Source organism: Gluconobacter sp. P5H9_a (assembly GCF_018812085.1).
Lineage (GTDB): Bacteria > Pseudomonadota > Alphaproteobacteria > Acetobacterales > Acetobacteraceae > Gluconobacter.
The window spans coordinates 1-17,832 of sequence record NZ_JACRVW010000018.1; the positions used below are offsets into that span (position 1 = coordinate 1).

General features: G+C 57.4%; 17 protein-coding genes. 10 read left to right on the top strand and 7 right to left on the bottom strand.

Annotated elements, in window-relative coordinates:
* A partial coding sequence (locus KP708_RS13475; protein ID WP_215757199.1) for a translocation/assembly module TamB domain-containing protein occupies nucleotides 1-1,761 on the top strand: 1,761 nt, incomplete at its 5' end.
* Here the strand turns inward: KP708_RS13475 and KP708_RS13480 are convergent.
* From KP708_RS13480 to KP708_RS13500, 5 genes are all read right to left on the bottom strand, one after another.
* A complete protein-coding gene (locus KP708_RS13480; protein WP_215748791.1) occupies nucleotides 1,755-3,332 on the bottom strand; it encodes a tetratricopeptide repeat protein in 1,578 nt (525 codons plus the stop codon). The two genes, KP708_RS13475 and KP708_RS13480, sit on opposite strands and share 7 nt — an antisense overlap.
* A gap of 4 nt (nucleotides 3,333-3,336) precedes the next feature.
* Nucleotides 3,337-3,717, bottom strand: a complete 381-nt coding sequence (locus tag KP708_RS13485) for a response regulator (RefSeq protein ID WP_099210234.1) — start codon at nucleotides 3,715-3,717, stop codon at nucleotides 3,337-3,339.
* A 3-nt stretch (nucleotides 3,718-3,720) separates the two neighbouring features.
* Entirely contained in the window at nucleotides 3,721-4,521 is an 801-nt protein-coding gene (locus tag KP708_RS13490) for an SDR family NAD(P)-dependent oxidoreductase (RefSeq protein ID WP_211503771.1), read from the bottom strand.
* 157 nt (nucleotides 4,522-4,678) lie between these two features.
* Nucleotides 4,679-5,266, bottom strand: a complete 588-nt coding sequence (locus KP708_RS13495; RefSeq protein ID WP_046899564.1) for a CarD family transcriptional regulator — start codon at nucleotides 5,264-5,266, stop codon at nucleotides 4,679-4,681.
* Between the two features lie 53 nt (nucleotides 5,267-5,319).
* The gene (locus tag KP708_RS13500) at nucleotides 5,320-6,195 is read right to left on the bottom strand and encodes a bestrophin family protein (RefSeq protein ID WP_064274069.1); all 876 of its coding nucleotides are present in this window, start codon (nucleotides 6,193-6,195) and stop codon (nucleotides 5,320-5,322) included.
* A gap of 234 nt (nucleotides 6,196-6,429) precedes the next feature.
* Between KP708_RS13500 and KP708_RS13505 the strand changes: the two genes are divergently transcribed.
* Genes KP708_RS13505 through KP708_RS13515 form a run of 3 tightly spaced genes read left to right on the top strand, consistent with a single transcriptional unit; the run spans nucleotide 6,430 to nucleotide 9,169 of the window.
* Nucleotides 6,430-7,545 (top strand): S-(hydroxymethyl)glutathione dehydrogenase/class III alcohol dehydrogenase, encoded by a 1,116-nt coding sequence (locus KP708_RS13505; RefSeq protein WP_046899562.1) that lies wholly within the window; start codon nucleotides 6,430-6,432, stop codon nucleotides 7,543-7,545.
* Between the two features lie 2 nt (nucleotides 7,546-7,547).
* Nucleotides 7,548-8,396, top strand: a complete 849-nt coding sequence (gene fghA, locus KP708_RS13510) for an S-formylglutathione hydrolase (protein ID WP_215748790.1) — start codon at nucleotides 7,548-7,550, stop codon at nucleotides 8,394-8,396.
* Nucleotides 8,393-9,169 carry a ribonuclease T2 family protein gene (locus tag KP708_RS13515; protein WP_215748789.1) on the top strand — a complete coding sequence of 259 codons (777 nt, stop codon included), beginning with the start codon at nucleotides 8,393-8,395 and terminating at the stop codon, nucleotides 9,167-9,169. Before fghA ends, KP708_RS13515 begins: the two co-directional genes overlap by 4 nt.
* On the opposite strand, the gene hisI is transcribed toward KP708_RS13515, so the two are convergent.
* On the bottom strand, nucleotides 9,163-9,573 hold the full coding sequence (hisI, locus tag KP708_RS13520; protein WP_215748788.1) for a phosphoribosyl-AMP cyclohydrolase: 411 nt from the start codon (nucleotides 9,571-9,573) through the stop codon (nucleotides 9,163-9,165). The two genes, KP708_RS13515 and hisI, sit on opposite strands and share 7 nt — an antisense overlap.
* On the bottom strand, nucleotides 9,570-10,379 hold the full coding sequence (locus tag KP708_RS13525; protein WP_215748787.1) for a folate-binding protein YgfZ: 810 nt from the start codon (nucleotides 10,377-10,379) through the stop codon (nucleotides 9,570-9,572). Before KP708_RS13525 ends, hisI begins: the two co-directional genes overlap by 4 nt.
* A 289-nt stretch (nucleotides 10,380-10,668) precedes the next feature.
* Between KP708_RS13525 and KP708_RS13530 the strand changes: the two genes are divergently transcribed.
* The 6 genes from KP708_RS13530 to KP708_RS13555 all read left to right on the top strand — a co-directional run bounded on the left by KP708_RS13530 (nucleotide 10,669) and on the right by KP708_RS13555 (nucleotide 17,830).
* Nucleotides 10,669-12,987: an adenylate/guanylate cyclase domain-containing protein gene (locus tag KP708_RS13530; RefSeq protein ID WP_215748786.1), complete on the top strand. Its 2,319-nt coding sequence runs from the start codon at nucleotides 10,669-10,671 to the stop codon at nucleotides 12,985-12,987.
* Complete coding sequence (locus tag KP708_RS13535) at nucleotides 12,984-13,799, top strand: ABC transporter permease (protein ID WP_215748785.1); 816 nt, start codon at nucleotides 12,984-12,986, stop codon at nucleotides 13,797-13,799. The genes KP708_RS13530 and KP708_RS13535 overlap by 4 nt, the downstream gene beginning before the upstream one ends.
* A gap of 1 nt (nucleotide 13,800) precedes the next feature.
* Complete coding sequence (locus tag KP708_RS13540) at nucleotides 13,801-14,529, top strand: ABC transporter ATP-binding protein (RefSeq protein ID WP_202206671.1); 729 nt, start codon at nucleotides 13,801-13,803, stop codon at nucleotides 14,527-14,529.
* Entirely contained in the window at nucleotides 14,529-15,482 is a 954-nt protein-coding gene (locus tag KP708_RS13545) for an MlaD family protein (protein ID WP_215748784.1), read from the top strand. The genes KP708_RS13540 and KP708_RS13545 overlap by 1 nt, the downstream gene beginning before the upstream one ends.
* Nucleotides 15,479-16,303, top strand: coding sequence for a hypothetical protein (locus tag KP708_RS13550; RefSeq protein ID WP_215748783.1), 825 nt, complete (start codon nucleotides 15,479-15,481; stop codon nucleotides 16,301-16,303). The genes KP708_RS13545 and KP708_RS13550 overlap by 4 nt, the downstream gene beginning before the upstream one ends.
* Nucleotides 16,304-16,384: 81 nt before the next feature.
* Nucleotides 16,385-17,830 carry a glycoside hydrolase family 32 protein gene (locus tag KP708_RS13555; RefSeq protein ID WP_215748782.1) on the top strand — a complete coding sequence of 482 codons (1,446 nt, stop codon included), beginning with the start codon at nucleotides 16,385-16,387 and terminating at the stop codon, nucleotides 17,828-17,830.
* Nucleotides 17,831-17,832: the final 2 nt, after the last annotated feature.

Below are 17,832 nucleotides of genomic sequence, written 5' to 3' on the forward strand. Positions count from 1 at the left end.
GAGTATATCCGGCTGGGTGGCCCTGCGAATGTCTCTTTCGGAGATATCATGGGGGTCGATCATCTGCGGGCGACACTGGCTCCGCAGGGTGTCGCGCCTGCAACGATTGATATTGCCGGGTCCATCAAACCTCGTCTGGCTCTGACAGCAACTGTTGACCGACTGACCCCCGCCATAGCCAAGCCCTTTGCCCCCGAACTTGCTGCAAGTGGTGTCATTTCTGCGAAGGCCAATCTGGCGGGAACGATTGACGCTCCTACCGGGACTGTCGCACTGACGGCGCATGGCTTGAAAATGCAGACAGGCCCCGCAGCATCCCTGCCCGCAGCTGAAATTCTGGCCAATATCGGTCTGGCCGGAAAGATGGCCAAAGTTGATGTGACACTTGGAGCAGGGCCGAAAGTCGCCTTGGCTGTTCGGGGAACGGCGCCTCTTTCCAAGGAAGGAGCGATTGCACTGGCCACAACAGGTCATGTCGATCTTTCCGTTGCCAATGGCGTGCTCGGTGCGAGTGGAATGGCGACGAAAGGGCAGGTTGGCATTAATCTGAACGTCGCCGGGACGGCCAGCCAGCCACGGGCGACGGGACGTGTGGAACTCCAGAACGTTTCATTTGACCACTATGCACAGGGTGTTCGTCTGACGGACATCAATGGTGCTGTTGTCGCTTCGGGCGATAGCCTCACGCTGGAGCATGTTCTGGCTCACGCCGGACCGGGAACGATCGCACTTGACGGTACGGTTGGAATTTTCCGTCCCGGTCTGCCGGTGGACATCAAGGTTATTTCTGACAAGGCCCGCCCTGTCTCAAGTGATCTTGTAACAGCCGTCATCAACACGGACCTGCACATCCACGGTCAGGCCACGACGCGTGTGGATGTGGATGGAAAGATTGTCCTGCCAAGCGTGACGGTCAATATTCCAAACTCGATGCCAGCATCGGTCGCGCAGCTTGACGTAGTCCGGCCGGGGCAGAAGGCACCTGACAATACCAGCAGCCTCATCATCGGACTGGGGATTGATGTAATTTCGCCGGGACAGTTTGTGGTCCAGGGGCATGGCCTGGATGCGGAAATGCAGGGCCGCTTGCATGTACGCGGCACGAGTAGTGCCCCGTCCATTACAGGGGGTTTCGATCTCAAGCGGGGCAACTTCAATCTGGCCGGAATTAACCTGAACTTCACGCATGGTCGCGTCGCGTTCAACGGAACAGGCGTTAATCACAAGCTGGACCCGACACTGGATTTCCGCGCGGACCGTAATGCCAAGGGAACGCTCGCGAGCCTTCTTGTCACGGGTTATGCCAGTGCGCCGAAAATTGACTTCTCGTCTGTACCGACTCAGCCTCGCGATGAAGTCATGGCCATTCTGCTGTTTGGAACGGATGCCCATTCACTCTCTACGACGCAGCTTGCGGAGCTTGCTGCCGCCGTCGCACAGCTTGCCGGCGGGTCATCATTCGATCCACTTGGGAAGGTGCGGAATGCCCTTGGTCTGGACCGACTAGCTGTTGGTGGCGGTGGTGGCGTTGATAATGGTGGGACCAGCGTTGAAGCGGGTAAATACGTTATGAAGGGCGTGTATGTCGGCGCAAAACAGGCCACCTCTGGCTCCGGTACGCAGGCTCAGGTCCAGATTGATCTGACCAAGCGGCTGAAGCTCAATACGACGGTCGGGACGGGCGGCCAGGTGACAGGCTTTACCACGCCAGAGAACGATCCCGGCTCGAGTGTGGGTCTGTCTTACGGATTTGATTACTGAGCCTGAACGGCGTCTTCCAGAAGGACCTTCACGCGGGTCACGACGTCCGACCATTCCCGGAAACGGGTCTGGCGGACGATCCGCATCTGTGGATACCACGGACTGTCTTCGCGCTCGTGGAGCCAACGCCAGCAATTGTTGAAACGGTCCATCATGATGACCGGTTTGCCTAACGCCCCAGCCAGATGAACCATGGACGTATCCACGGAGATAATCAGATCAAGGCAGGACACCAAGGCGGCTGTGTCGTCCATGTCCAGACACTGGGGCATGAAGTCCACCAGCGGGGCTGGAAAATCCAGGCATTGAAGCGCAGCGTCATCTTTCTGCAGGGAGTAGAACGTAACGCCTTCTACATCCGCGAGAGGGGCCAGCGCCGCAAGAGGCATTGATCGCTGACGGTCCACCATCTGCGCGCCAGTGTTTTCCGGGCGTGCGCCGCCGGCCCAGACCAGACCAACGCGCAGGTTACGATCAGCCTTCAGGGATTTTTTCCACTGAGACGCCTTGCCAGGATCAGCCGTCAGATAAGGAACGGGAGCGCCCATGGCGTCAGGTGTGGCCGAAAATGCGCGGGGAAGACTGATGAAGGGGCAGTGATAGTCAAAAGCAGGTGCCTCGCCGCCATGCTGAACAACGGCTACCCCTTCAACGCGACGGCACAGATCTGCCAGTGTTGAAGATCCCCAGATGTGTACCACTGCGCCTGTTCGTGCCAGCGCAGGGATGTACCGAAGATACATCAACGTATCACCCAATCCTTCCTCCTGCGTGACGAGCACGCGCTTGCCCTGAAGATTGAGAGTCGGGGAAATATTGGGCAGGAGGGTTTCTTTGGGCAGGTTGGTGTGCCCGGGGACGCCAAAGCGCCACTCATGTTCTGTCCATCCTTGCGCCATTCGACCGCTCTTGAGCATGGCAATGGAATGGTTCAGTCGCAGGGCTGGTTCGTATGGAGCGAGCGGGATGGTCTCTCGATAGACGTTAGCGGATTCTTCCAGCCTGCCAATGTTGTTGAGGATCGCAGCTGTATTGCAGCCGATCTTCCAATCTTCCGGATGCTGGCGGCGCAGGTCACCCATAATGGATAACGCTTCGTCAAACCGGCCCTGTTCCGTTAGGTTCATGACGAGAAGGTTAAGGGTATTTTTATCGTTAGGGCGTCTTTGCAGGCTCTCGCGGAAGGCGACATCGGCTTCATCGAAGCGCCCCATATGCATCAGAATGGTGCCGTAGGCATCCAGAAGACGTGTGTCTTGCGGAGAGAGGTGACGGCATTCCTTGATAAGCAGGAGCAGATCAGCCCGGCGCCGAAGGGAAGCTGCTTCCTCAATGAGGACAGTGATGGCATGGCCGCCGAATGGCTTGCTCGCTGCTTCAAGTTCTATCGCAGCCTGCGCGTACTGAGCGGAACGGAAAAAAGCACGTCCCTTCGCCAGATGAACGGCGTCACTCGGGGGGAGTGGCTCCAGAATGTCCAGTGCCTTTTTCGGATTGCCTGCCTGTATGGCGTTTTCAGCGCGGGTGAGGGCCTCACCGTCTGTCGTAGAAGTACTTTGGCTAGCCGTCACAGTGTTATCCTGAAACAGGTTCAGCCATCTCCCGAAGTGCTTTCAGAATGGCTGCAAGCGAATAAGGCTTGGAGATAAAGCGGGCCAGAGCCGGATTGTCAGAGGCTTCATCCCGCCGAAGGTCTCCATGACCACTAATGTAAATCACGGGGAGATCAGGCCATTTTTCTCTGGCCTGATGGCTAAGGCTCATGCCGTCGCCATCAGGAAGAGACATATCTGCCACGAGAGCATCAAGGCTGCGTTCAGCGGAAATACAGGCAATGGCTTCCGCGCAGTTACTGGCTTCCCTCACTGTAATCCCACTGTCTTGCAGAAACTCCACAAGACAGGTCCGGATCAGAAAATCATCTTCAATGATGAGAACAGTGAGGGAAGATGTCATAAATTACGAGGACCAGTTCTTTTCAAAGTCACCATACAACGTCAGGCCGCCATCAACAAAGAGGGTTTGACCCGTGATGTAAGTGCTGTCTTCGGCAGCCAGAAATGTGACGGCATCCGCGATCTCACGTCCTTCACCCGGGCGCTTCATTGGAATGTGGTCAGCCACGTTCTTGTACTGCTCTGGGTCGTTGATCCAGGACATGTTGATCGGCGTCACTATTGCGCCAGGCGCAACAGCATTTACGCGGATGCCACGGCTTGCATATTCCAGAGCCAGCGTGCGGACGATATTGCCCACGGCGCCCTTGGAGGCGGAATAACCGAGATAATGAGGCTTCGGGATGATCTGGTGCACAGAGGAGTTCACGATGATCGCGCCCTGAATGCCGTTTTCGAGCCAGTACTTGATGGCTTCGCGGCAGGGAAGCATCACGCCCGTCACATTGACGGCCATCACGCCTTCAAAGTCTTCCAGCTTGATGTCTTCAGACGGGGAGGCGATCTGGTAGCCTGCATTGCAAACCAGCACATCCAGTCCACCCATGGCTTCAATGCTTTCGCGCATCAGGCGGCGGACGTCTTCTTCCTTGGAGATGTCACCTGTGGCGATCGGATGTTCACCGCCAGAAACCTTTGGAAGTTTGTCGCGGACAGCAATCAGCTTGTCTTCCTTGCGGCCATTCAGCGCAACCTGAGCGCCTTCTTCTGCAAAGCGTAAGGCTGTTGCCTCACCAATACCTTGGGACGCACCCGTAACGAGTACTTTCTTGCCGGCGAAACGATTGCTGTAAGGGGCGGGCATAGGTCCTCACCTCTCCTTGAACGTCAGTGATTTAAAGATGGGATAGGGCATCCGGGAGCGGCCTTCCGTGTCGCCAACGCGGAAACGGCCTGAAGGATGCTTTTCAAACTGTGATGTTTTCGTAATTACGCGAAAACATCACAGAATTCTGGAAGGCTCAGGCGGCCTTCATGGTCTTGGTCAGGCTCTCGAGGACCGTTGCGGGGTCCGTATTTTCGAGAACGGCAACTTCCGCAACAAAGCGCTCCTGTGCAGCTTCGAAAAGCTTACGCTCGGAGAAGCTGCCATCAAGGCTGTCGACGTTACGACGCAGGTCACGAAGAACTTCCGCAATCTGGATCAGATCACCGGAGTTGATCTTTTCCTGATAGGCGACAGCACGACGGGCCCACATGCCTTTGCTGACATGCGGCTTGCCCTTGATGACCGTCATCGCCTTGTCCACGATATCCCGCGTCACGATCTTGCGGAGGCCAGCCTTACGGGCCTTCGCAAGCGGAATGCGGAGCATCATCTGATTGCCGGGGAACGAGATCTGGATCATCTCGATCATGGTATCGGCCACTTCGACCATACCAATCTTTTCCACGCGGCCTACGCCATGGGCGGCATAGACGATGGAGTCACCTTCGCTGAACGGGTCAGTGCCGTGTTCAGGGTCGGTTTGACGGGCGGTGTACTTGGCTGCGGCACGAGCCATTTCGTCGGTCATGCCGCCCTTCGGGGGGGTCTTGAAGGTGTTCATAGCCACGGATGATACCAGAAAAACCCCCTCCTGTCCTGCACTATCATGTCCAATCAGGGCTGAACGCCGTGCTTGGACTGAATGATGCCAGGAGCAGGCTCTCCAATTGGCTGAAGCAGGTCACGCTCGATTGTCCGCGCCATCGTGTGCATCGGGAGGGCATGAACGCTGGCAATAAACGGTTCCTGCAGGTCACGGCCACTGCGATCCAGCATCTGGAACAGAAGCCCGATGACGCTGGAACCAAGCGGCGTAATCCACCCCAGGGTCTGCACGGCAGAAAGCGGCAGAATGATGCAGAAAAGATGCGTCGCGATTTCAGGAATGACCGAATACTGCACCGGGAGCGGCGTATTGCGGATACGCTCAAGGCCGCCTTGCGCATTGGCGATGTCGGACAGGATGCGATCCACGGTGCCATGGACGGCGCCGTCAATATTCTTGAGAGCCACTTCCTGCTGCACACCAAGGCCAATTTCGTAAAGCAGGGCGTTGGCCGTGTTGGAGCAGGCGAAGACTTTTTCACGGATGTCGGACGGAAGGAGGCGATCTACTTCCTCGCCCGTCTTGTCGCCACGCAGAGCTGCGCGCAGGACATGCGGGTAGGCTGCCATCAATCTGGCCAGATCAGGCCGCCCGCCGAGCAGGGATGCAGCCTCACGGCCAAACGACCGGCAGTTGTTCGTGATGGAGCCCCAGAGGGTTCGTCCTTCCCACCACCGGGCATAGGCCGCGTTGTTGCGCATGCCCAGGAAAATGGCCAGTGCGGAGCCCATGAGAGAAATTGGCAGCGCTGGCTGGTCCATCCACTCCTGATGGTAGATCTGGAAGAGAATGACGACCACGAGGTCCCAGAGCGCCAGAATCAGAAGAGGTGGCAAGGACTCTCTGAAAAGAATGGCTAGCCCGTGTTGGCGATTGACGATCAAGCCTGTGCTCCTTGCCTGAAAACGGTATGGCCGGTGAAACTAACCGTGAAAAGTGTGACCGGCCAACACCAAAAGATGTCCACTCTCTTGCACTCTTTTGCCACTCGAACCGGAAAAGAAACCTTTCGAGCGTCAAGTGTCCGGGCAGGAGAAGAGTGTAAAGCGTAACGCGGCTCTTGCGTCCCGTTTCCCTCATGAGACACTTTGTACACATATATCAGGGAGCCAGTTCAGATGGATGTCATCGCCGCGATTGCCTTTGAGGCCGGAAAGCCTCTTGAAATTGACACCGTGCAGCTTGAAGGCCCGAAAACGGGTGAAGTTCTGGTCGAGATCAAGGCGACTGGTCTGTGTCACACAGACAAGTACACGCTGTCCGGTCAGGACCCTGAGGGCCTCTTTCCGGCCATTCTTGGGCATGAGGGTGCGGGCATCGTCCGGGAAGTGGGGCCAGGCGTCAAACATCTGAAGCCGGGCGACCACGTCATACCGCTTTACACGCCGGAATGCCGTGAGTGCCCGTCCTGCCTGTCTCGCAAGACCAATCTGTGTACGTCCATCCGCTCCACACAGGGCAAGGGCGTCATGCCGGATGGGACATCCCGGTTTTCATACAAGGGCCAGCCCATCCATCACTATATGGGGTGCTCGACCTTCGCGAATTTTACGGTTCTTCCGGAAATTTCCCTTGCGAAAATCCGTCCTGACGCTCCGTTCGACAAGGTCTGCTACATTGGTTGCGGTGTCACGACTGGGCTCGGGGCAGTCATGTTCACGGCCAAGGTGGAACCGGGATCGACTGTCGCCGTGTTTGGGCTTGGCGGGATTGGCCTGAATGTCATTCAGGGCGCCAAGATGGTCGGGGCGACACGCATCATCGGTATTGACGTCAATCCGGCCCGGGAGCAGATGGCCCGCGAGTTTGGCATGACGGACTTTGTTAACCCCAAGGACCTGGGCCCGAACGGTGATCTGGTGGGGCATCTGGTTGAGATGACCGGCGGTGGCGCAGACTACACGTTTGAATGTGTGGGGAACGTCACCCTCATGCGGCAGGCTCTGGAAAGTGCTCATCGTGGTTGGGGTGTGTCTTGCGTGATCGGCGTGGCCGGCGCAGGGCAGGAAATCAGCACGCGCCCATTCCAGCTTGTGACGGGTCGCCGCTGGATCGGTTCAGCCTTCGGTGGGGCGAGAGGCCGCACAGATGTTCCCAAAATTGTGGACTGGTACATGGAGGGACGGATCGACATTGATTCCCTCATCACCCACAAACTCAAGCTCTCCGAAATCAATCACGGTTTTGACCTCATGACGCGTGGCGAGAGCATCCGCAGCGTCGTGGAGTATTGAGCATGACTGATGTTGAGACGGTGGGGCAGCATGCCTGTTGTGGCGGGTCTGTCCGTTTTCTGAGGCATCAGTCGTCTGAACTGGGCGTACCTGCAACTTTTGGGATTTTTCTGCCCAAAGAGGCTCTGGCGGGAGAAAAGGTTCCGGTTATCCATGTTCTCGGCGGTCTGACCTGTACGCACGAGACTTTTCTCATCAAGTCCAATGCCGTGCGTTTCGCTGCGGAACACGGCATTGCGCTTGTGGCGCCTGATACGTCTCCGCGGAACACCGGAACAGCCGGTGAAGATGATGAATATGACTTAGGAACCGGGGCTGGGTTCTACGTGGATGCAACGCACGCGCCATGGAGTGCCCATTACCGGATGGGGAGCTATATCCGGAAAGAGCTTCCCGCTCTGACCGAAAGCCTGTTTCCGCTAGATGGAAATCGACGCGGAATTATGGGCCATTCCATGGGCGGCATGGGAGCTCTCAATCAGGCCCTAAACCATCCGGAATTCTGGAAAACAGTTTCAGCCCTCGCGCCCATCTGTCATCCCAGCGTTATTCCCTGGGGGCGAAAAGCCTTTGATGCCTATTTCGGCGGAGACCCTGCGAAGTGGAAGGAATGTGATCCCACGCTTTTGCTGCGGAGCGGGCATAAGCATCCGACGTCAATTCTCGTGGATCAGGGGCTTCAGGATCAGTATCTCGCTGACCTCCGTCCGGACGCCCTTGTCGAAGCTGCAAAAGAATGTGGGCAAGCGCTGGACATGCGCCGGCATGACGACAGTGACCATTCCTACTGGTTTATCCAGACTGTCATTGCTGATCATCTGAGCCATCACGCCAAAGGACTGAAGGCATGAGACGTCTTGTAGTTGCCGCCCTGCTTGTTCTGGGGGGCTGCGTCTCGTCGCAGGCCCCTGTCGGGCCAGCCCTGACGCCGGTCACGCATGCAGATTTTAGCCACGATACACTGGCCCTGACCTGGCAGCCCGGCTTTTGTGCAACGGGCGGAGGATGCCTCACGGGGCAACCTCATAACCATCTGATCGGGCTGCATGGGCTCTGGGCATCCGAGCCGCATGCTCTGGAAGCGCAGGCGGTGCCGGTGCAGCAGTGGTGGATAAAGGGGTGCGATATTTATGACCATGACGACGCGCCGCCAAAGCTTCAGCCTGCCACTGAGAATGCGCTGGCAAGCGTTGTGCCACACCTCAAGCACCCGCTGCATGTGCATGAATATACCAAGCATGCGCGTTGTTTCGGATATGACGCTGACAAGTTCTTCGTCACGTCCATGATCCTGCGGGATCGTTTTGCGTCTTCGGCCTATGGACAGTGGCTCGCACAGCATAGCGGCTTTCAGGTAAAGAAAGACGATCTGCTGTCGATGTTCGTGCAACTCACGGGCGTTCGGGAGGAAAGAGCACTTCAGTTTCAGTGTGAGGCGGACCACGAGGGTCGGGTTGTCCTGACGCAGTTCTGGTTCACTCTGGACCCGAAGAAGCTTTCAGTCTTTCCGGGGAATGGTGCTTATCTTTCGTCCCCGCAGGTGCAGGACAACTGCCCGGCAACGTTCGTGATGCCGGGTTGGCCGCTGCCGGGAGCAGCGGTGCCCGTTAACGTCAGTCAGTGACCGTATAGTTCTTTGGTGCTGATTTCGGGCTGTGCGGTGTCGCGCAGCCCATCTGGTGTGACGCCATGATAAAAACAGCTGCGACGCCCGGTGTGGCAGGCGACGCCAGTCTGATCCACAATCATCAGTACGGCATCCATGTCACAGTCCAGCCGGGCTTCGATAAGATGCTGCTGCTGGCCTGACGTTTCGCCTTTGCGCCAGAGAGACTGTCGGCTCCGGGACCAGTAACATACACGTCCCGTCAAAAGTGTTTCCTGCAGAGCATCCGCGTTCATCCACGCAAGCATGAGAATGACGCCTTTCGTGTCCTGCGCGATGGCAGAAATCAGACCATTCGCATCGAACTTCGTTTGGCTGACAATGTCATCGACGATGGCGGGGGCAGGCGGGGTATAGGTCACGAACGCATCTCCAGAGGGAACCAGTCAGGCCACACAACGGAGACCGGTTTGCCCTCAAAAGCAAGTTCTGGCGACAGCCATGCTTCACGCCGCAGGAGGGCCAGAGCGTGCGATCCATGGCGTGAGCGCAATTCACCGACCTCTTTGTCACCCATCGTGAGAATGCCGCCTGTTTCTGGAAATGTACCGTCTTTCACCGTGACGGGCAGGATGCGGCGGCGGAGAAGGCCACGATAATGAGTGCGGGCTGTCAGCTCCTGCCCCATGTAGCAGCCCTTCTTCCATGACACGCCGTGCAGCAGGTCCAGATTGGCTTCGAGTGCGAGCGTTTTTTCGCTCTCGAAATCGTCCGTGTCGGGAAGGCCAAGAGCGAGACGTCGGTCCAGCCAGTCATGGCCCTGTGTGGTTTCGACAGGCAGCTGGGAGACAATCGCTCGCCATCCAGCATTCTCGCAGCGCGGGTCGGGCGCGGAGCAGAGCGCTTCAGGTGGCACCGTCTCCGTGGCGCCAACAATGACATGAAACTCTGTCAGTTCGATTTTGACATCCGCGCGCAGACGAAAGCGGGACAGCTTTTTGACCAGCATTTCTGCATGCTCTGATGGACAGTCCATCAGGATGCGGTCGCCATCGATGAAGAGAAAAAACTCGCTTAGCCATCTGCCCTGTGGCGTCAGAAGGGCACTCCAGACGGCAGTGTCAGGGACAAGTGTCTGAACGTCATTCGTGATCAGCCCTTGCAGGAATGAGGCTCGGTCAGCGCCTGAAAAGGTCAGAACAGAGCGGCGGGGGAGCAGTTCAATCATGGAAGGCACCAGGGCATGCGTGAATGAAAGGCGAGGCAGACATGCAGACGGATGATATGCTGCCATTTGGAGGTGAATGAAAGAGGACTTGTACGATACGGATTAAGATGCCTCTTTGTACAGAGCAAGAATTGACGAAAGTTTATTGGAAGCAGGCAAAAAACCTGCGGGTTCGAGCGTTCGTTCAGTATCGTATGGGTTGCGGCAGATGAATGGGCAGGAGATATTGTCATGTCAAAGCCTGTCAGAAATACCATCAGACTATCCGTAGTTCCGGAGTAACACGCCCTTGTCAGCTGCCGAGATTGTTGATCCGACACGAAGCCCCGCCAGTAGCCGGCAAAGGGTTCTGCAGTTTCTTGGGCCTATTGTTGGTGTGTTGCTGGTCATTGCGGCTATTATTACGATCAGCCTGCACAACTATCGGACCACCCGACAGGGCGCGATTGCGCTTTCCTCGGATCTGCTGCGCAGTCAGCAGAAGTATGTGACGGAAGAGGTCCGGAATTACCTTTCCCCGGCGTCTGACAGCGCAAGTATTGCTCCGGACATGTTCGGTTCACCGCTGACGGATGCGTCACCAGACTCGTTCATGCTTTATGGCCGTTCCATGCTGGCTCATACGCCTCAGGTGGACAGCTTTTATCTGGCCAGTGATCAGGGCCAGTTCTGGATGGTGACACGGCACGGCAAGGACTACGAGCAGACTCATTTTCAGGTCGAGAATGGCCATGAGGTCTATAGACACACGTATGTGGATCAGAATGGCACGTATCTGAGTACGGCTTCGGATCCGGCTGACAAATATGACGTCACGGTGCGCCCGTGGTTTCAAGGGGCCATCAAACGGATTGGACGGGGAGACGGGGCGCTCTACTGGACCAATCCTTACGCGTATTTGGCGGCTCGCGAATTTACGATTACCGCTTCCATCGCGTTCCCGATGAAAGATGGGCATCGCGCAGTCTTTGCTACCAATATCTCCCTGAACCGGCTGACGTCTTTTCTCAACGAGCTTCAGGTTGGCCGCAGTGGTCGAGCCGTGATCGTGGATATGAAGGGGCAGATCATCGCCGGGCATAATATGAGCGAAGACGGATCGGAGCCGTCTTTTGATCCCGCTCATATGCAGCTCGATCCAAAGACGCAGCCTGTTTTCATTCGGGCCCTGAATACCTTCAAGGTTAAAGGACCTGGACCGGGCCTCGTGACGGCGCGCAACAAGAATTACGTCACCATCGCCGCGACGCTTCCTTTCGTGCACAGGCGCTGGGTCTTGTTGCTGAACGCGCCAGAAAACGATTTCTCGGACTTTGCCATTACGGCGCGTCGTCAGAACCTCTGGTTCTCGGCTCTGGTTGTTGGACTGGCGTCTTTGCTGGCCCTTGGGTTGATCATACAGGGGCGTCGTATCGACCGGCTGCGCAAGCGGATTGAAATCGGTCGTGAGCAGATGCGGGCAGAAAATGCTTCTCTCTACGAAATTGCCAGTACTCCGGATCTGTTCGAAGCGTCTCACGATGTCCCGATCCTGACCGAAGCTCTGGCGGCGCGGACTGGCTCCCGGCGCGCCAGCCTCTGGCGACTGCTTCCGGATGGAGAACGCCTGCTGTGCGAAGATGCTTTCGATCCGGTGCGGGATGTCCACAGCACAGGCATCGAGATTACGAAACGCGAGCACAGCAAGCTTTTTGATGCCTTGATGGAAGGGCATTCCCTTTTCATTGAAGATGCGCGTCAGGATGAACGCAGTCAGAATTTCCAGCGCATCATCATGCGGGCCGTTGATGCCAGGTCGCTCGTCTTTCATCCGGTTATGCGTGGGCATCAGGCCGTTGGCGTCATTATTCTGGAAGATCCAGCCAGAGCAGACGCGATGGAGCATATTGTCGCGATTGTCTCGTCGGTCGTGGCATTGCGGTTTTCTCAGGTTCTGGATCAGGGCATCCAGCAGGCTGGGGCGCGTCCGAGCGTGTCGCATGAGCTGAAAGACACGCGTTACGATGAGGGATTCCTCCTGCCACCGGGTTCGGGTGTTCAGGACGGCGTGGTGCCAAGTGGGATTTATCCGCAGGTGCCGGTCATGGTGATTTCCTTTGCTGATCCTTATGCAATGGATAGCCACAGCGCCGAGCGCGCCATGAAAGTTGTCTCGTCGCTCAGCGAGGATATTCAACGCATTGCCCGGGAAACAGGGCTGTTCTCTGTTCAGGTGGTGAGCAACCGTCTGGTGCTGGTTGGCGGATGTTCGCAGGAGCCCGATCCGGGTGCCGTGCTGCGTCTGGCAGATGCTGCGGTCTCCATCCGTGAAGCCTGCCTGTCCCTGCTGGCATCCGTAGATATTGATCCGGTCTTCCGCGTGGGCATTGATGTTGGGCCTGTTATGGCTGCGATGCTCGGCAAGGAGCCGTCCGTCTTCAACCTGTGGGGCGAGGCTATCAATGTGGCTGAGCTTCTGGCCGCCAGCGCGCCAGATGCCGGGACAATTCAGGTTTCGGAACAGGCCTATCTTCAGCTTCGGGAGCATTTCCTCTTCAGAGCCCGGGGTATGTTCTATCTGCCAAACAGCGGCGTGACCCGCAGCTTCATTCTGGCAGGGCGGCGATGAAAACCCGCTTCGATCGTATTCCGCGCGTGCAGAATGCCCTGAGCACTCTGGGGCATTTTACCCGGACCCAGATGCGGTTCACCCTGATGGTCATTGGTGCGTCCTGGGGCGTTATTCGTGTTGGTCTGTCGCCGACGTCATGGCGCCGGACTGTGCGGATCGAATTCTGGCATTCTCTTCAGCAGGCCACAGGCGGCGGTCTTCTCAGTGTGTTGGTGACGGCCGCTCTGACGGGGTTCGGGATTGTGGCACAGGCCGTCTACTGGCTGGGTTTTGCCGGGATGGCCCAGATGACAGGCTCGATCCTGTCCACCGTGATGGTGCGGGAGATTGCTCCGGTGCTGGTTGGCGTCATTCTTCTGGGGCGTTCCGGGATGTTGATGCTAACGGAACTGGGAACCCTCACGACGGGTGGTCAGATGCGCGTTCTGACGGGCATGGGGATTGATCCGTTCGTGGCGTTTTTGCTCCCGCGAAGTCTCGCCATGACCATCAGTGGGTTCACGCTGGGCATCATCTTCAGTTTGACAGCGTTGCTGGTCGGTTACGCCGTATGCCGTGTTGAAGGCGTCATCACCATGCCGGTCTGGGCGTTTCTGGATCAGGTGGTGAGCAGTATGCACCCGGTCGACTATTTCGCCATTCCGGCCAAATTCATTTTCAGTGGCTTTGCGGTGGGAGTGTGCTCCTGCCTGTCCGGGATGGATGCCACAACCGAAGACGATCTGTCCTCGCTGATGCCAAGAGGATTTGCGCGTGGCATCCTGTCCATCATGACGATTAACGTCGTCCTCAGCGTCTGGCTCGGTTGATATGGCCGACGAGAAGACGGTCCCACCTGCTGAACTGAACATCCTCGATCCTATTCTGGAGTTGCTGGATGCCCGGCCGCGCTTTGATGGCAGTGGTCTGGCCTCTGTACGCTACAACCTGCGCCTGAACCCGGGTGACTGCGCTCTCATTGAATGTCGGGATATGCAGCAGGCCAGCCTGTTCTCCGATATGTGTGTCGGGCTGGTGGATCTGGAAGACGGTATTGCCCGCTGTATGGGCCTTGAGTGGTCTGATCTGGACGAACGGCGTGCTGCTGCCCTCCGGGGGCGGATTGGTCGAATGGTGGCCAATGGCGGCTGGATTGACCTGTATGGCACTTATATGAACATCCTCTGGCCACAACTGCATCATACTCGGGTGCCCGAGGAACGGTTGATGCAACAGGCTGTGCAGTTGGGAATGCAGTTTGGTCTGCCCGGGTTGCCAGTCGTTTCCCCGGGCAAGCTGTCTCCTCTGGATCGTTGCCGGGCTGACTGCGTGCGTGCGTTTCTGGGGGAGCCCGCGCTTCTTCTGCTGGAAAATCCGATGGGAAGTGCCAACCCTCCGCTCATGAACGCTTTTCTGTCTGCTCTGACGGATGCGCGTGACCGGGGCTGTGCCGTTGTCTGGCTCGCCCCGAATGACAGCGCCTGGGGGGCTTATGAAGCGGATGCGACCATTCGCCTCCGTCTGTATGATGATGGACTGTTTTCGATGCGAGGGTCTTGATGTTTCGCGTACGCCGCCCTGACACTGCCCGCCCGCTTTTCCAGAACCGCTATGCGGATGAATGGGTGGGATTGCTGGTCCTTGTGACCATCGTCCTCTTTGCTGTGGCGGTGGCAGAAGCCGGCTTTCTCAAGCAGTGGCTGACACCCGAGAAAAAGATTCACTTTGTCCTGCCGGAAACCGGCGTGGCCGGGCTGGCTATTGGTGACGACATTGAGATCATGGGCGTACATGCCGGTGAAATTCGCCATCTGGATTTGAACAGCACTGGCCGCATGTATGCCGAGGGCTACATCGAGCCACAGTTTGTGCCCTTCATCCGTCAGGATAGTGCTGCGGTGATCCGGCATCGTTTCGTGGTGGCCGGCGCCAGCTATATCGAACTGGGCCGTGGCCGTGGGGAAGACATGGACTGGGGCTATGCCGTGCTGAACGCGACAGTGGAGGCAAACCCGGCAGACGTGATCACCCAGACGGTTACGGACCTGAGAAACAAACTCGTCCCCGCAATGGATAGCGTTCAGGCCATTACCAAGCAGGTCAATGACATGCTGACGGACATGCGGGCTGGCAAGGGCACGGTTGGCGGGCTTCTTTCAAAGGATGATACCCTGCAGAAAGCCAATCAGGCGCTGGAAAATCTTACAGAAGTTATCGCCCGCCTTCAGCCGATCGAAAAGCAGCTTGGGGGTGTCATGACGAAAGCTGATGGCACGATGGATAATGCCAAGGCGGCCACGGACACCCTTCGCAAGAGCATGCCGCAGGTGCAGGAAACGATTACCCATACCAGCGCCGCAACGGCCCAGCTTCCGGCACTCATCACTCAGGCGGAAGCAAGTGCCAATAGTTTACGCAAGCTGACAGATCAGCTCCGGGGGCTGTGGCTGCTGGGTGGTACAGCGCAGAAAACGCCTAGTCATCGTCTGCCCGCGGAGGCTGTCCGTCCATGAAGCGTATGATTCTGCTGTGTCTTGCCATGGCGAGTTGCTCGTCTGTGACGAAGGGGCCTGATCCGGATCAGGCTTATGAAAACGCTATGGACACAGGGCGGAGCGCTTTTGAGCTTGGACATCCAGACCAGTCCGAAAGTCAGTACCGTGCGGCGATGGACCGTGCCCTTATCCGGGATGATGCCGCCCAGATCCACGATGCGGGCTTCAATCTTGCGACGGCCCTGCTGGAAGAAAACAAGCCTGCGGATGCTTTGACAGCACTCGATCGTACCGAAAAAGCTCTGAAGCTGCGTCAGTACAGTCAGACCAGTGATCTGGAACTTGTCAGAAGTGCAGCGCTCTATCGGCAGCATGACCTGACGGGTTCTGAGGCGTTCGCGCTCGTGGCGCTTCAGTCGCCTGATGTGGGTATTCGTAACCGTGCGGCTTATCTGGCCGGTCTGGGGGCTTCGGATCAGGGTGACGCAGCGCAGTTGGCCCGTATGGAAGCGTTGTTGGCTCCCTCAAAGGAGCCTGCTGCCATGCTGGATCATCAGGATCTGGCTGCGCGTCTGGCACTCCTGAATCATGCGCCAGCACGTGCGCTGGAACAGGCCATGTCCCTGACGCAGAAGAGACGGGATGCGCAGGATTATGAGGGGATGCGGCGTGCTCTGCTTGTCGCGGCTCAAGCTGCTGAAGCACAGGGTGACATGAACACCGCCGCCGCTTTACGACAGCAGGAACTCTCGAGCCGGAGCGTGCAGCAGACTGGCCATGTGGAGAAAGCTTCCATCACTGTCTCTGCCGTGAGTGCGCCTGCAGCAGCCATTCGCTGATCAAAGGAAAACTTTTTCCGTCATTGCCAGAGCTGCTCCTCTCATTCGATAGTAACGAAATCGGAACGAGAGGGAGAAAAGATGAGGCACATATCTAGGCGAATGGTTCTTGGGTCTGGAGCGGCCTTGCTGGCTCTGGAGCGGACGCACAGGAGTCAGGCGCGGCCTTATCGTCTTCCGTCAGCCGCCGCGATGGCTGCAGATCGGTTGCGCCCTCAATATCATCTGATTGCCCCTTATGGGTGGATGAACGATCCCTGCGGCCCGGTCTGGGTCAATGGTCGCTATCACATGTTCTATCAGTGGGGGCCGGACAAAGCTGCGTTTGGAAACATTCACTGGGGCCACGCGACCAGCTCTGATCTCGTTCACTGGCGTCACGAACCCGTTGCGATGAGCCCTGTCCCCGGGGGACCAGATGCCCTCGGAGTTTTCAGTGGTTGCGTTGTGATCGTTGAAGATCAGGCGATCGCTTTTTACACGGGGATTGAGCCATCCGTGCAGTGCACGGCGACATCTGATCTCCAGATGATGCACTGGAAGCAGAACCCCGTGCCGGTTCTGTCTGAGCCCCCGCCAGGACTGCATGTTGATGGATTTCGCGATCCGCTCGTCTGGAAGGATCACGAGGGATGGCACATGCTGCTGGGCGCCAACGTTCGGCAATCCGAGTTTGGTCCGGGTGGCGTCATTCTGAAATACGATAGCCAAAATCTGAAAGACTGGACCTATCGCGCTCTTTTCTATGGCCCCACGCATCAGGCTGGCGCTTACGACGATGCCATGGAATGCCCGGACTTTTTTGCGCTCGGCGATACCTGGGTTCTGATCTACTCGCTGGGCAGCACTGTTTATTATGCTTCAGGCATTTACAGCGAAGGCGCATTTCATCCGCGCATTATTCAGCCGCTTGGGTATGGCTCGTTCTACGCCGGACGGACCATGTTGGATGAGCACGGGCGGCGTGTTCTCTGGGGCTGGGTGCCTGAGAAGCCTGAGCGCAGTCATGGGGCTATGGAAGCGGGCTGGAGTGGTGTCATGTCTTTGCCTCGGGTTCTCACGGCTGACCGAGATGCCGCTCTGCGTCTTGCACCCCATCCCAATCTGGCTGCGTTGGAAGGCCCGCATTTCCGCCAACTCACGCCCTCGTCCTGGGCCGCTCCCGATGGGCCGAACGGCCGAATGCGTCTGACTTTCACCGGAACCGAGGCGGGGCGCCTGACATTTGGAGGGGAGGGGCCATTTCTGGAGCTTGATTACGATCCATACCGGCCCGGAAAAGAATTGATGGCCAATGGAGATTCCGCACCCTTGCCATTGGCCGCCCACAATATGCTGGATATTTTCGTAGATGGTTCGGTCGTGGAAATTTTCACCTCTTCAGGTGTCTGTCTCACGACCCGGGCTTATGGAAATACGAATGTGGCCTTCAAGTTGTCTGTGGAAGGAACATTCCGTGAGGCCGTTGTGTCTGCCCGCGCGATGAGCCCCATTTCTCCAGATCGCCTGACCAGTAGCCCGGTCTGAAC

Excerpts from the sequence above, each read along its gene's own strand:
- KP708_RS13485 (WP_099210234.1), bottom strand. The coding sequence starts at position 3,717 with ATGACATCTTCCCTCACTGTTCTCATCATTGAAGATGATTTTCTGATC.
- KP708_RS13490 (WP_211503771.1), bottom strand. The coding sequence starts at position 4,521 with ATGCCCGCCCCTTACAGCAATCGTTTCGCCGGCAAGAAAGTACTCGTT.
- KP708_RS13495 (WP_046899564.1), bottom strand. The coding sequence starts at position 5,266 with ATGAACACCTTCAAGACCCCCCCGAAGGGCGGCATGACCGACGAAATG.
- KP708_RS13505 (WP_046899562.1), top strand. The coding sequence starts at position 6,430 with ATGGATGTCATCGCCGCGATTGCCTTTGAGGCCGGAAAGCCTCTTGAA.
- fghA (WP_215748790.1), top strand. The coding sequence starts at position 7,548 with ATGACTGATGTTGAGACGGTGGGGCAGCATGCCTGTTGTGGCGGGTCT.
- KP708_RS13515 (WP_215748789.1), top strand. The coding sequence starts at position 8,393 with ATGAGACGTCTTGTAGTTGCCGCCCTGCTTGTTCTGGGGGGCTGCGTC.
- KP708_RS13525 (WP_215748787.1), bottom strand. The coding sequence starts at position 10,379 with ATGATTGAACTGCTCCCCCGCCGCTCTGTTCTGACCTTTTCAGGCGCT.
- KP708_RS13535 (WP_215748785.1), top strand. The coding sequence starts at position 12,984 with ATGAAAACCCGCTTCGATCGTATTCCGCGCGTGCAGAATGCCCTGAGC.
- KP708_RS13540 (WP_202206671.1), top strand. The coding sequence starts at position 13,801 with ATGGCCGACGAGAAGACGGTCCCACCTGCTGAACTGAACATCCTCGAT.
- KP708_RS13545 (WP_215748784.1), top strand. The coding sequence starts at position 14,529 with ATGTTTCGCGTACGCCGCCCTGACACTGCCCGCCCGCTTTTCCAGAAC.
- KP708_RS13550 (WP_215748783.1), top strand. The coding sequence starts at position 15,479 with ATGAAGCGTATGATTCTGCTGTGTCTTGCCATGGCGAGTTGCTCGTCT.
- KP708_RS13555 (WP_215748782.1), top strand. The coding sequence starts at position 16,385 with ATGAGGCACATATCTAGGCGAATGGTTCTTGGGTCTGGAGCGGCCTTG.